Source organism: Neolewinella maritima (assembly GCF_923081025.1).
Lineage (GTDB): Bacteria > Bacteroidota > Bacteroidia > Chitinophagales > Saprospiraceae > Neolewinella > Neolewinella maritima.
Genome location: NZ_CAKLPZ010000006.1, coordinates 1 through 13187, shown reverse-complemented (window position 1 = coordinate 13187; position 13187 = coordinate 1). Strand labels below are relative to the sequence as shown.

Here is a 13187-nt window from a genome sequence, read left to right as displayed (position 1 = left end):
GTGGGGGTTAGTTGTAGCGCTTTTCGACGCGCAGGTCTTCGTTTGCTAGAACCCGGTAGCCCTCGATCAAGAAGCCGTGGGGATTGAGCTGGCTGCGCTGGACGTTGCGGAAATAGCCCTCCGAAATCAGTGACCGGGTGGCAATACTGGAAGGGCGGGTGATGGTCAACTCGCCGGTATAGCGGAAGTAGTATGGTTCGGTAGCCATATCCACGTAGATAGAATCCGCAGTGATCGACTGCGACATATTGCTGCTGATTAGTCCCCGGTAATAACCATCCTCATCGTAGGCATCCACCAGCGTTTGCACGCTGTTGTCGGCCATGCTCAGCGCGGCGTTCAGGTTACGGTCAATGACTTCCCGATCGGGATCCAACCCGAACAGGCGCCGGTGAAATAGCTCGACGTGGTTGTTGGCTTCGACGGGTCGATTTTCTAATACATTGATTGCGCTTAGGCTAACCGCATTTTCGCCAATGAGGGCATAGACGATCTGGGATTGTTGGCGCTGCGCACTGTACACGTAAGAAACGCTGGTTAGGGAGACAACCACCATTCCGATCACGCAGACGATCGTCAGGATGCGGGACTGACGAAAGACCTTATCCATATTATTGAGAGACTGCAACATGAGGCGATGATTTAGAGCTAGAGAAGTAGTTTGTGGTGAAGGGAAGGAAGGGAATGACGGGGTTACCGGGAGGGGCGGCCGGGACCCAGGCGAGGAACCTGGGAGGAACCCGCAGAGGCTTCACTAGATGCCACACTGGAAACTCCACTACCGGCAGCGGAGGCGACGCTACCGCCGCCACTGATCACAGAGCCGAGCACCGCACCACCTCCGGTCATAACTGCACCGCCGACTGCGCCAGCGGCCATTTTGCCGGCACCGGCAGCACCACTAAGCAGGGAGGAAGCGCCACTGGCGGTAATCACGTAGGCGGTGATGCTGGGGACCGCGATGTAACCCACAATGCCCGTTACGAGCATAATGGCATACATGATGTCCAGAGACGAAAGGCCCATGTCCGTACCGGTCGCCTGTACGGTTTCCAGGTGGACGAGATTGAACTCCGTCATCACCGTGGTGATCAGGAAGCCGAAGATGTTGGCGACCGGTAACCAGAGGTATACGCCGATGTAGCGACCAAGCCAAGTGGCAAAGGAGGACGAAAAAGGTTTCCAGAGCGAGAAGCCCAGGGCGAGGGGGCCAACCAGGGCGAGTACCGACAGGGTGAAGGTGCGAACTGCACTCAGGCAAAAGACAACCGCAGTGTAAAGGAAGGCCAGCAGCCAGAACAGTGCATTGCGAATTGCCCACCGGATTTTGTACATATGGCTCTCAATCCGCCAGCTCAAAAACTGGCCGATACGGTCAGTACCCATAAACCCCGCTTCATCTTCCAGACCGTAGGCTTCGATGTATTTATCAAAGGAGCCTTCCCCCAGGTCGCCCACGTAAGCATCGTACCGCCCGTTTTCCACGTCGTTATTTAGCATTTCCTCGAGCACGTTGTCCAGTACGTCGCGTTCGCCGTTGACCAGTGCCTTGGATGCGGTCAGCGTAGGACTCAGCACGAGATTGACCGTGTTAACCAGGGGAGTGTACAGGATGAGTGCAGCCATGATCACTAGGGGCCGCGTGATCTCACTGAGGTAGATGGATTTACGGTCCAGCATCCGACCATAGATATGGGTAGAGATCATTACGATAGCCCCCATTGCGCCAATCAGACAAGCAATGGATACGAAGATTCCCGCACGCTCAAAGATGCTGTCGTACACCCGCTCCAACATTGCGTCGGCACGGGTCAGGTCAACGTCCGCGTAGGTCTGGGCGCTGGCCGTGGCGGTGGTAAGGAAAACAAGAACGAGAATCCGGAGTAGGGATTTGGGCATGGCGGGGTTAGTTGAAGCTGAATAATTTGGTGGCACTGTTGTACTCATTCTGCTGGGCGTGACGGGAAAGCGTGGTCTGCTGGGCGCGGCGGTAAAGGTTGTCCAGGAGGGTACGCAGGGTGGTCAGTTCACTCTGCATCCGGTCCAGGTGCTGCAAGCGGTCGGCCGTGCTGGCCCAGTACTTCTCGCGGGTGGATTCCACCCCAGCATTCGCTACCCCATCCCAGGCGTCGATCTCAACGCCCGATACGAGGGTGACGTACTTAAGCGTAGCGATGGCCTGTTTCTCGATCTCCCGCCCGGTGTTGCAGATGAACTTTACTTCGTCGAGGTCCGTCCAGACCTGCCGGTCACTGGTCGCCTCGACCAGGGCGGGTACCATCGCGATAATCGCCTTGAACTCCTTGCGGATATCATCGACCTTGTAGTAGGAGGTGACCAGGGCATCGGCCTGGGACAGTCCATTGTAGTAGTCCGTATGGAGGCTGATTTCGGACTCCATCAGGCCGCTTACCTGCTGGAAGATCTCTTTCCAGTCCGCTCCCTGCTTGCGGGCGTAGTAAATCTGCCAGACCTGGACAATCAGCTCGAATTGATTGTAGCGGCTGCGCCACTTCCGGGTGTCCAACCGTTCCTGTACGCCCTGGCTGGACCGGCGAAGCACCGCGGGTTCAGCGGGGTTAAAGGGGGGTGTGGCGAGTTGGGCGGTGAGCGGTAGCGCAGCTACGGCCACAACCATCAGGGCCGACCACCAGCGGGGGAGCTTAAGGACGGACACGGAACAGGCTTTCGAGGTTGTTGACGTTGGTGTCGCTGCGCTGGGCGGCGAGGTTGAGCAGTAGCACCCGAAAGTCGCGGATGCTAGAAACGATTTCTAGACTTTCCGCATAGAGCCGGTCAACGAGTACAATGCGCTCACTGTCCATCATTTGCAGGTCTCCGTCTCCGCTGGTAGCAACCATAAATAAGTCTTCTGCACCACCAACGATGCGGTCCACCATGCCGTCAAATATGCGCTGCACCTGCTCCAATTCAGCAGGAGTGAAAGTGTCGGTGTTACGAATCAGACCGACTAGGCGTGGTGCGTCTCTTCTAAGGTTTACCAGTTCACGACCGTATATCTTGCTGGTCTCAACTACCTTGTAATAGTTCTTCACTACCGGATTGATGGAAGCCAATTCGACGAAGAATTCCTGGTGCAGCTGATGGTTATCGCTGACCAGTCCGCGCACGATCTCATAGCCGTCGCGCAGGACGACATAAGTCTTGCGGTACTCTTCCAACTGCTGGGCGGCAGCCTGACGTTGCATGGTGTTGAGGGCAAAATCTGCGGACCAGAAGGCCACATCGTCCCAGTTCTGCGCCATCCCCTTACTGGGTGATCCCAGTACCAAGAGACTAATTGTCGCTAAGAAGCCTACGCAGGATTTCCGTTTCAGGTACTGTATCATTTTCACGGTTGGTTTGAATATTAGAAAGGAGGCGAACCAGGCCCTGCAGGTCATGAATGATCAGCGCGATTTCCTGGTCAATCAGTGCGAGTTGGTCGGTGCGGTCAATGCTGCGCAGGGTGACCATGAAGTTGCCGTGCTCGGCACGCAGTTCGGCCAGTTCCTCCTGGGAGGTATTGGTACCCATCAGGGCAAACTTGGATGCCTTGACTACCTGCTCTGTGCGGTCGATCATCGCCGTAAGCGTCCGACCGATCAGGTCACGCTCCTGGTCGGTGAACTGGTTCATGCGGATGAATTGCATCCGTAGCTGGTCGATGATCTCGATGATCGACCGGACCCGTTTGCCGATCTCAAGGAAGCCCGCCACCGTCTGGGCGGCATTGCTCACCATCGTGAACTGCTCGTAGTATTTCTGAAAGAGTTCCTTGGTCCGGCGAAGCCCCTCGGACAGCTCCGCTAGTTGCTTCCGCTGCAGGTCGCGTTCGCGTCGCTTGGCCTCCGTCTGTTTCAGCGTCAGGTCGTACTTCATGGTCTTCTCCCCGAGGGTGAGCCACCGCACGTTCTTCCCCTGGGCGTCGCCGGCCTTGATCAGTGCCTGAATGGCCTGGGGGTCCAGATTGAGGGTTTCGGTGACGTACTGGTTGCCGCTGTTAGTAATCTGGGCAGCGGTTTCTTGCGACAGCAGCAGTAGGGCAGCGAACGAAAAGGAGCGGGGGGACCACATAGCTAGCGGGGTTGGGTGAACATCTCCAAACCGCCGTCGCGCTGGACGGCCCGGTTGGTGTTGAGGTAGGTGATGTAGCGGTTGAGCTGGCCGACGGCCTGGACGTTCTGCAGTAGCCGTTGCTCGACGGTTTTGAGTACCTCGAAGCGTTCCAGGTCGGTGAGCTGTGCGTCACTGCCACCCCGAAACAGGGCGACGATCAGCTGGAAATTCGCCTCGGTGTCCTCCATGATCTGGTCGAGGACGCCGGTGAAGTGGCGCAGCTCATCGGTCGTGAAGTACTCCGTTTTGGTCAGCAGCTGACCGGTATCGGCAAAGCGCAGCAGGAGAGTGCGTTGCAGGGTAAATACGTCCCTGACTCGCTTGCCGGTCGCCACGGCACCGTTGGCCGTTTTCAGCCCGGCGTAGATCGACGCAAACAGGTCGTGGTTCTTCTGGATGAACTCGATGATGCGCTGGAAGGCAGCGGTACGTAGTACGTCCTCGGCCTGTTGGGAAGCTACGCTAAGCCATTCCAGGCGGATCGTTTTACGCTGTTCGGCGTTGGTTTGTCCCTTGATGATGTGGGCGGTCACAATCGCGATGGGATCGGGGGAAGTGGTACTACCCGGATCCGCAGGAGGATCTTGCGCCAGTACCAGTCCACTGGAGCATAGCACCAGGCCTACGAGAATAGATTTGGCGGTACGTTTCATCAGGCACGCCATTTGTTAGCCAGGGCTACAATACCGGCCTCGTACGAACCCATGAACTGCGCCATGTCCTCGACGGCCTCCTTTTCCAGTTTCTCCGTGGTGTAGATCAGGTATTCTTCCAGCGGAACCTCTACCCCGTAGACGTTGGAGTACGCGCCCCCCAGGGCAATGAAGCACTCCTTGTACTTGCGGTGGGGGTCCAGGTTGTTGTTGACGCTCATGACCTGGGCCACGTCCTTTTCGTTCAGTCCTAGTAGTGTGGCGATCTCGTCGAAGCGACTGGCGAACTTGCGCTGGTCCATGAGAATCTTGCAGTCGCTGTTGGCGATGATGGACTCCTTGACCACCGGGGAGTTCAGGATGTCATCGACCTCCTGGGTAACCACCCAGGCTTCCCCGTAAAACTTACGGACGGTCTTGAAGAGGTACTTGATGAAGTCGGCCATGCCTTCCTTGGCGATGGCCTTCCACGCCTCTTCGATGCAGATGATTTTGCGCGTCCCCTTGAGCTTGCGCATCTTGGAGATGAACACGTCCATGATCACGATGGTGACCACGGGAAAAAGGATCGGGTGGTCCTTGATGTTGTCTAGCTCAAAGACGATGAAGGGTTCCTGCAGCAAATCGGCCTCACTGTCCGAGTTCAGCAGGTAGTCGAACTCCCCACCCCGGTAGAAGGGACGCAGGACGTAGAGGAAGTTGATCAGGTCGAATTCCTGTTCCCGTACCCTTTCCTGTTCCAGGTGACTACGGTATTCGCGGTCCATGAACTCGTAAAAGGTGTTGAAGCTGGGCTGAATGTCCGGCCGGGCTTCCAGGTGCTTGTAGTACAGGGTAATGGCCGTAGAGAGGGCCACGTACTCGGCCTGTTCGACCGACTTGTTCTGCGACTTCCAGACCGTGACCAGCAGCGTCTTTAGGCTTTCTTTTTTCTCGGTATCCAGAACGTCCAGCTCCCCGATCCGGAAGGGATTGAAGCTGATGGGGTCGTCCTCGGTGTACTCGAAGTACTTGCCACCAACGTACTGGCAGGTGCCGTAGTAGGAGCCGCCCACGTCGACCAGGACGACGTGACTCCCCTGTTTGTAGTAGTTGTGCAGCAGGTGGTTTACGATGAAGCTCTTACCCGAGCCGGAAGGACCGAGGATGAACTTGTTACGGTTGGTCGTCAGTCCGCGCTTGATCGGCTCGTCGCTGATGTCCACGGCGACCGGGTAGCCGGTCAGTCGATCCACCAGCCGAATACCGTAGGGGCTGGCGCTGGACCGGTAGTTCGTTTCTAGGTTGAATAGGCAACTCGCCTGACCCGCAAAGGTGGTAAAGTATTCCTCCCGCGGCAGGTCACCGGCGTTGCCGGGAATGCCCGCCCACCAGATCGTAGCCATCGAGAATTGTTCCTCCTTGGGAACGATGTTCACCTTAGAGAAGCAGGACTGCACCACGCCGCTGTATCGCTTGAGCTCTTCGTCGGTTTCTCCGAAGACCAGGAGGTTGGCGTGGGCCTGTACGATGTTGGCCTGGGAGGAAGTGGTCTCGTGCAGGAACTCGTTGATCTGGGCGGCGTAGACCGCATTGGGGCGAGCGTAGGGAGCCAGGGACTCCATGCGCCGCTGACGGCTCTCTAGTCCGGCAATAACCTCCTTGTCTTCCTCAATGAGGACGTACTGATTGTAGATGTGCGGACTGTTGCAGTACACGCCGAAGGCGTTGCCCATCGACATGTACAGTTTAGCCGCGCCGTGCGATACGTTGCTGACGACCACCCCCGGAGAAACCGTGCCGGGAAGGCAGTCGGCATTACTGATGGTAAAGAGCTTGCAACGGGTGTCGCCGATCTTAATGCCGGAGCGAAAGTCCACGTCCCGCAGGACCGGTTCGGCCTTCGGATTCAGGCTCAGGTACTTTTCAATCACCCCGGCCTGAGTGTGGGTACCCACGATCTCGTCGGAGGTCAGGCGGTGCAGGGTCAGCTTGCCACCGTCGGACAGGATGCGCTCCATCTGACCAACCACCGAAGCGAAATGCTCAATGGCTCCCGGATTGCTGATCCGCTTGGGTACAATCTTGAAACGGTTGAGGGTACTGGTTAGGCTGGTCGCCTTGCGCTTGGTGTTGGTCAGAAAGGTCACGTACAGGTAGCACTCGTGACGCAGGATAGGACGCTCGTTGAAGTGGCGTTCACTGGCCCGGTCACTCATGTCCATTTCAGCGGTCTCGTCGATATTCAGTTCGTAGGACGAATCATAGTACCAGTCCTGCTTATGCACGACGGTACCGGAGGGAAGGACGCACAGCGCCTTTACCCAGTCCACGTGTAGTTGCTCCAGCTGATCCGATGAGAGACTGTAAATCTCCGGGAGTTCCACCCGGAAACCTACGGTCACCTCCGCGTTCTTGCTGATGATCAGGTCGTCCTCCACCGCCATGATGGGCATGATGTCCTCTAGCTTGCGTGAGGGGATGCGGCCTGCAATGCCAGTAGCCATAACGTACTATTTTTTGAGGTTCAGAAAGGCGGAGCGGCTGCGGGTAACCAGGATGCGCGGACGCTTCTGGTAGGCACTCTGTTTCGCCATGCCATGCTCGCCGTGCTTGATCGACATATTCTGACAGTAGAAGAAAGCCCCCCCGATGATCACGAAGAAGACGATGATCCCGATCAGGTTAGAATCGATCAGCACCCGGCAGATGAAAAAGGCGATAAAGCCGAGGAGTAGGCCCAGGGCCAAGTAGCCTAGGAATTTCTCGGATAACCCAAAGATCTCCGGTGATTTGCCAACTCCCCGACTGACTCGGTAAATCCTCACTAGTTCATGGTTACTCCGAACAGCGACGTGATGATGGTGGGGATCAGGATCAGGAATACCGCGCCGCCAAACCAGGAAGCAGCGGTCTTACCGGCACCGGGATCGCCACTGGTCATCTTGGAGTACACCTGTACGCCGCCGACGATGGCGACCAGGGCAGCGATGATGTAGCAGATATTAGTGATGGGCTGGATATAGCCCGTCAAGCCGGTTTCTACGCCGGCGAGGGCGGCGCTACCGGACTGCAGAGTACGCTGTCCTACGAGGTCGGTTGCGGCGATGCAGAGTACGGCAAGGCAGGTGAAGAAGAGCCGCTGAAAGCGAGCGGAAGGGCGGGAGTTAGAAAAAGAAATCATACAGTGGGATTAGTGAAAGTGAACCCTCGCTCGAATACTTTCCCAGCGTGGGAAAGAACAAAAAGAGGGGTTTTTTGGAGGCTACCGGAGGAGTCAGAAACCTGCCAGTGCCCGAATAATCATGGGGAAAATGATGAAGGCCAGACAGCTACCAAACCAGTTGCGGACGCTGGAATAGAGGTCTTCCTCCCCGTCCAAAATCTCGATGTAGGTCCTGAGCGCACCGATGATCGCGCACATAGCACCCAGCACGTAGCAGATGTTTTGCACGCTGGTCAGGAGTTCAGAACCGCCCACGAAAATGGCTGCTTCGTTAGGTTCATTGAGCACTGGATACTGTGCCCACACCTGGACGGTACCCACCAAAATAAGGGTGACCAGAAAGGGATTTCTACGATTCATCATGCCGCGGTCTTTAAGTCTTCCAGAGAATCAGCAGCACAGTATCCGAAGGTCGGCGCAGCCTTATCCAGCTCCGAGGCCAGCAAGGAGGTGAATTCGCTGTTGATCAAATCCTCGTTGGCAAATAAGGATAGGGCTTCGGCCTTTTCGGAGATCACTTCGTTTGTCGGAGTGCCACTAGCCACTGTGGTCATACCCGACGACACCTTGGCGAGGTTGGTAAACATGCTGGCTAAGTCAACCGATCCGTCTACCAGGTCGAAGTCCTCCGTCAAAGGAGTAGCGGGAGCTATCGGCGGAGCAGCGTGATTGGTGATGGGAAGGCCGTAGCTGTTCAGGCGCGGAGCGGGTGCCGGGGTACCGTGTACGTGACCACAAGCCTTGCAAGTAAACGGGGAGGGAGCCGGTGAGGCCACCGAATTATTCTTGCCAGCCTTTTGCTCGAGGGTTTTTCCGACCACGCTTGCAAAGTCTTGGGACGGGTAGCCGTCCCGCGCTGGCTTACCCACCAGACCGGAGGAGGTAGCAGACCTGGAGACCCTATCGCGGTAGAATAGATATATCACCACGACACCATAGCCAACCAATAGGGGGACTGCGAAAGTTAGAAACTGACCCCAGCTAACGCCTGAAAACATTGACGTGGATTTTAAGAAGCATGGATTGAGGTGTAGAATTAGTAGTTAAAGCCATGTGTCCATGAAGCTAATTTAACTAATTCTCCGAGAACAAAGCGCGTAAGACTGCGGAAAGATACACTTTTGATGTTATCTAAGTCGTGAATATACGGAATAGATCATATTTGAGCTATAACTTAACCGTTTTCACGTTAGTTCTATAACTTTAACGGATGGCGAATTATACGTGCCGGGCACGAGGAGGTGGGGCCAACGTACCCGTGAGACAGGTAGGGCCGCCGCAGCTAAGGGTAGCTGACAGGGAAATCCAGGAAGGTGGAGGAACCGGGTATTTTGTTTTCCCGGTAGAAGAATGTGTTGTTAGGTGCTTGTTGACAATTTACTCGGGCAAGGTAATTGACTTCCTCCCGTTAGGCAAATAATGCACAAGCATATTTTGCTTCCCCTACGGGTCAGGCCATCCACTATTCGCTACTCGCTCAGCCCTCCGGGCCGCTGCGCTCCGTTCCTACCCTTAAGCCCTTCCTCACTTCCGATGCCAGAACTGTGGTCCCCTACCCTCGTCCGTGAAGGGGTACGTTAGGACAGTGGAGCTCACCAACTATTGCCGGGAAAAGAGAAGCAGGTAGTGGGAATTTGGATGTGAAAAAAAGATTCAAAGGGGAGAAAATAAGGGATCGAAATAATGTTAATTGATTGTATGTAATTGATTATTTACGTACCTTAGTAGGGCAATCAGTTGGTTGCCTACCGTGCCAGCGGTAGTTCATTTTCAATAGCGTAGCACCTTGAAAAAGCAGATTTTAGAAAAGCTAGAGGTCGGTAGCCTGAACGTAGCCGAGATCAAGCTGACGTACAGCACCGCGATCCCCCCCGGGGACCGCAGAGCAGTAGTAAGCCCCGATGATTTATACGATGTCCTGCGGGAGTGGTGGGATTGGGAGAGTGTCGAACTGTACGAAACCTTTTTCGTCCTTCTGATGGACCGGCAAAGCCGCATCATCGGTATCTACAAGCACACCAAGGGCGGTAGCAGCGCGGTCATGGTAGATACTAAGCTCATTATGGCTGCGGCCCTCAAGTGCAATGCAAGTTGCATCGTACTGGCGCACAACCACCCCAGCGGAAGCCTCAGAGCATCCGCCGCCGACATCACGGCGACCATGGCACTGGCCACCCTCGGTAGGCTCCAAAACATTCCCGTATTGGATCACATCATCCTTAGTCCGTTCGGAGGCTATTACAGCTTTGCCGAACATCTACCCGACGCCATCAAGGGATACCCCCTTGAGGACTTCTACTAATAGGCCCGTACCCCAGCCAGTCAGTCGCCACCCCACAGGGTGCTGACTGACTAAGGCCACCGCATCCCCGACCACCACCCCTGTCAACCCATCACCCATGCATCCTACCAACCAACCCCCCAAGCAGCAAGAGTCTTCCCCTAAGCAGAAAAAGGAAGTGAATTACCGAGAGCTACTGGACCGACTCATGAAGTCGATCCCCCTATTGATCGTCGATGAACCGCAGGGCTACCCCCTTACAGCGGTGGCGCGCGGCACGATCGTGCCATGAGCCACCACATCACTATACCGGCCGAGCAGCCGACCCCGCGGCACTACGAGATTACCATCGAGCAGTACTACACCCGTCGGCTGTAGCGTCGCTGGCGCGTCGCCGGCGCGACGCCAAGCGGATGCTGGCCCACGTCCCGTTGTTTGCCGCCGAGCTCATGCGGGCGGAGTTTCCGGAGGTGACTCCTGAGCAGGTCGTCACGGATGCTACCCGGCCAGCCAGGAAGCAGAAGTCACCACGGACGAAGAAGGACGGACTCAAACAGTATGGTCGCCACCCCAGGTGTAGTCAGGCGATGGAGCGGTACCGCGCTACCGGCGGCACGAACCCGCTGGCCGAAGCCCAGGTCGTCCGCAACTGCATCGCCAAGGACTTACCCTTCGACATGCGCTGTCGGGGAGAACAGTAGACCTACCGACCTCTGACAACGGCCTCCCTTTCGCTGGTCCGCGAAATTGCGGCCCCCGAATTTGAGTAGTGGAATGAGCTAGACCGACAGTGGAAGCCGGTGACCATGCTCCTGCAGTACTAGAGGTATAACATAAAAATGCCCCAACTTCTACCAGGAAGTTGGGGCTACTATTTGCTCCCGGGTGGAAGCCAATAGCATAGCAAGAGCAAAGATAGGGTAATCGGTTACCACCCCACCAGCGGCCATAGTACAGCAGACCGCAGTACTCCCCTACCCTACCGCCCGCACCTGCCAGCGTACCATCCCCGTAGCACTACCCCCGCAGCCGCCCGCATCCTCCGCAGCAGGGACGGACGCAACCCCGATTCCTAAAGCAAGTACAATCTGGCCGCAGTCAAATGGCAGGGGAAATTCCCCTTACGTGAAGCCACGAAACAACTGGCCTAGCGGAGACATCAAGGGTGCGCTCCGCCAGCGGGCTGATTTTATTTTCCAGGTCGCTCACACATCTTCAAAAATAATGATCCTGCTGCCCTTGTCTTAGCCCGCAGTTCGGCCAGTGGTCCGGTGGCAACAAAGGGGGATATCCCCCGCTAACCGACTACAACCAGCAAGCTATGAGCCGTCATTTAGCATACACCACTTGCCGCCAGTACGAAGAAAACGAGCTCTTCTGGCTCGAAGTAACTACCACCGAAATCTTCACCGAAGCCTACTGCTTCACTACTGCCGACGACCGTAGCCAGCAGACGCGCCAGTGCTGCATCAACCACGAAGCGGACATAGTACCTCCCAGTTGGGTTGCCGACTAATCAAGATCCCCATAGGGTCAAAATCGGCGGGTAATCGGGCGGGAGGCGGGCGACATTGTAGCGGCGGATTTAAGACCGGCCATAACAACTTACCGCTGCTATGGTCAGTGAGGTTTGCCGAGAAAGAAGAAAGGGACGGGCGGCAATGAGCGGGTGAAAGTGACCTCAGAAGGGATACATATGGATGATTAAAATAATGTTATTTGGTTGTTTGTTATTGATTTATAAGCTATCTTTATAGGGCAATCAATTGATCGCCTACCGTGCCAGCGGTAGTTCACTTTTCACAATAGCATAGCACATGGCTAATGTAAAGGGCCGCAAGGCCACTAAATCCGCTCCCGTAGACCGTTACCAGCAGATCACCGACCGGGTGATAGCAGCCCTCGAAAGTGGGCTAGTACCTTGGCAATCACCCGTAGGAAGCGCAAACCAAAAGTTTGCCTACAACTACGTCAGCGGCAACGAGTACCGGGGAATTAACTTCTTCCTGCTCAACTTCATGCGGTCACACGTTCAGGGCGCTTACTTGACCTTCAAACAGGCCAAAACCCTAGGGGGGAACATACGCAAGGGTGCGAAGTCCGAACGGGTTTACTTCTTCAAAATGTACTACCGGGATGAAGACGGTAATGGCCTGAGCGAGCGGAAGGCCCAGGAGATACACCAGCGGGGGGGCAAAGTCAAGGCTACACCTTTCTTGAAGTCCTTTCCCGTCTTCAACGTGGAGGATGTTGAGGGTATAGATTTTGACCTGCCACAGGTCGAAACCTTTGACCATACCCCCATCGAACAGGCGGAGAAATTCGTTTTCAGCATAACGGATGGTCCCACCCTGGCCACCGCAACCGGAAGCGCTAATTTTTACACTCCCGGCATGGATACCATCACCATGTTTCCCGGTAACCGCTACCGTACACCCGAAGACTACTATTCGACACTGTTCCACGAATTGACCCACGCCACGGGACACGCCAACCGCCTGAACCGCGAAGGCGTCACCGAAGCCATCAACCCCACAAGCGAACGGTACGCCCGCGAAGAACTCACTGCAGAAATGGGGGCCGCTTTTCTCTGCGCCCTCACCGGCATCGAGGGACAGGTTGACAATTCGGCGGCCTACATTGGTACCTGGTTGCAGCGGCTGAAAGACGATAAAACGCTGGTCTACAAGGCTGCAGCCCAGGCGCAGAAAGCCACCGACTGGCTAAAGGGAGTTCGGTAAGGAGTTTGGCAGGGGCGGGGGAGAATTGAAACCTCCCCCCCCCCCCCCCTTGGGCCCCCCCCCCCCCCCCCCCCCCCCCCCCTCCCCCCGGCACACCCTTCTCCGGGGGGCCCCCCAAGGGGGGCGGGAAAAAACCCCCCAGAAGGCCCCCCCCCCCCCCCCCAGAAGCGGCCCCCCCCGGGGGCCCC

The 13187-nt window shown here is 56.3% G+C and carries 16 protein-coding genes; 5 read left to right on the top strand and 11 right to left on the bottom strand.

What is annotated here, in order from left to right; all coding sequences use genetic code 11:
* Positions 1 to 7 precede the first annotated feature (7 nt).
* From traK to MJQ68_RS17000, 11 genes are all read right to left on the bottom strand, one after another.
* The gene (gene traK, locus MJQ68_RS17050; protein WP_238752372.1) at positions 8 to 631 is read right to left on the bottom strand and encodes a conjugative transposon protein TraK; all 624 of its coding nucleotides are present in this window, start codon (positions 629 to 631) and stop codon (positions 8 to 10) included.
* A gap of 62 nt (positions 632 to 693) precedes the next feature.
* Positions 694 to 1899 (bottom strand): hypothetical protein, encoded by a 1206-nt coding sequence (locus tag MJQ68_RS17045; protein ID WP_238752371.1) that lies wholly within the window; start codon positions 1897 to 1899, stop codon positions 694 to 696.
* 7 nt (positions 1900 to 1906) lie between these two features.
* The gene (locus tag MJQ68_RS17040) at positions 1907 to 2677 is read right to left on the bottom strand and encodes a hypothetical protein (RefSeq protein ID WP_238752370.1); all 771 of its coding nucleotides are present in this window, start codon (positions 2675 to 2677) and stop codon (positions 1907 to 1909) included.
* Entirely contained in the window at positions 2664 to 3293 is a 630-nt protein-coding gene (locus tag MJQ68_RS17035) for a hypothetical protein (protein WP_238752369.1), read from the bottom strand. The genes MJQ68_RS17040 and MJQ68_RS17035 overlap by 14 nt, the downstream gene beginning before the upstream one ends.
* A 4-nt stretch (positions 3294 to 3297) precedes the next feature.
* Positions 3298 to 4077: a hypothetical protein gene (locus tag MJQ68_RS17030; protein WP_238752368.1), complete on the bottom strand. Its 780-nt coding sequence runs from the start codon at positions 4075 to 4077 to the stop codon at positions 3298 to 3300.
* A gap of 2 nt (positions 4078 to 4079) precedes the next feature.
* The gene (locus tag MJQ68_RS17025; protein WP_238752367.1) at positions 4080 to 4772 is read right to left on the bottom strand and encodes a hypothetical protein; all 693 of its coding nucleotides are present in this window, start codon (positions 4770 to 4772) and stop codon (positions 4080 to 4082) included.
* On the bottom strand, positions 4772 to 7258 hold the full coding sequence (locus tag MJQ68_RS17020) for a TraG family conjugative transposon ATPase (RefSeq protein ID WP_238752366.1): 2487 nt from the start codon (positions 7256 to 7258) through the stop codon (positions 4772 to 4774). The genes MJQ68_RS17025 and MJQ68_RS17020 overlap by 1 nt, the downstream gene beginning before the upstream one ends.
* 6 nt (positions 7259 to 7264) lie before the next feature.
* A complete protein-coding gene (locus MJQ68_RS17015; protein ID WP_238752365.1) occupies positions 7265 to 7579 on the bottom strand; it encodes a DUF4133 domain-containing protein in 315 nt (104 codons plus the stop codon).
* Complete coding sequence (locus tag MJQ68_RS17010; RefSeq protein ID WP_238752364.1) at positions 7579 to 7935, bottom strand: DUF4134 family protein; 357 nt, start codon at positions 7933 to 7935, stop codon at positions 7579 to 7581. Before MJQ68_RS17010 ends, MJQ68_RS17015 begins: the two co-directional genes overlap by 1 nt.
* A gap of 93 nt (positions 7936 to 8028) precedes the next feature.
* Positions 8029 to 8340, bottom strand: a complete 312-nt coding sequence (locus MJQ68_RS17005; RefSeq protein ID WP_238752363.1) for a DUF4134 family protein — start codon at positions 8338 to 8340, stop codon at positions 8029 to 8031.
* Complete coding sequence (locus tag MJQ68_RS17000; RefSeq protein WP_238752362.1) at positions 8337 to 8612, bottom strand: hypothetical protein; 276 nt, start codon at positions 8610 to 8612, stop codon at positions 8337 to 8339. The genes MJQ68_RS17005 and MJQ68_RS17000 overlap by 4 nt, the downstream gene beginning before the upstream one ends.
* A 1151-nt stretch (positions 8613 to 9763) precedes the next feature.
* Here MJQ68_RS17000 and MJQ68_RS16995 point away from each other — a divergent pair.
* The 5 genes from MJQ68_RS16995 (at position 9764) to MJQ68_RS16975 (ending at position 12999) form a co-directional block, all read left to right on the top strand.
* Positions 9764 to 10279 carry a JAB domain-containing protein gene (locus tag MJQ68_RS16995; protein WP_238752361.1) on the top strand — a complete coding sequence of 172 codons (516 nt, stop codon included), beginning with the start codon at positions 9764 to 9766 and terminating at the stop codon, positions 10277 to 10279.
* A 97-nt stretch (positions 10280 to 10376) separates the two neighbouring features.
* A complete protein-coding gene (locus tag MJQ68_RS16990) occupies positions 10377 to 10550 on the top strand; it encodes a hypothetical protein (RefSeq protein ID WP_238752360.1) in 174 nt (57 codons plus the stop codon).
* A gap of 121 nt (positions 10551 to 10671) precedes the next feature.
* Positions 10672 to 10959: a hypothetical protein gene (locus MJQ68_RS16985; protein WP_238752359.1), complete on the top strand. Its 288-nt coding sequence runs from the start codon at positions 10672 to 10674 to the stop codon at positions 10957 to 10959.
* Between the two features lie 620 nt (positions 10960 to 11579).
* Positions 11580 to 11774, top strand: a complete 195-nt coding sequence (locus MJQ68_RS16980; protein WP_238752358.1) for a hypothetical protein — start codon at positions 11580 to 11582, stop codon at positions 11772 to 11774.
* A gap of 301 nt (positions 11775 to 12075) precedes the next feature.
* The gene (locus MJQ68_RS16975) at positions 12076 to 12999 is read left to right on the top strand and encodes an ArdC family protein (RefSeq protein WP_238752357.1); all 924 of its coding nucleotides are present in this window, start codon (positions 12076 to 12078) and stop codon (positions 12997 to 12999) included.
* Positions 13000 to 13187 lie beyond the last annotated feature (188 nt).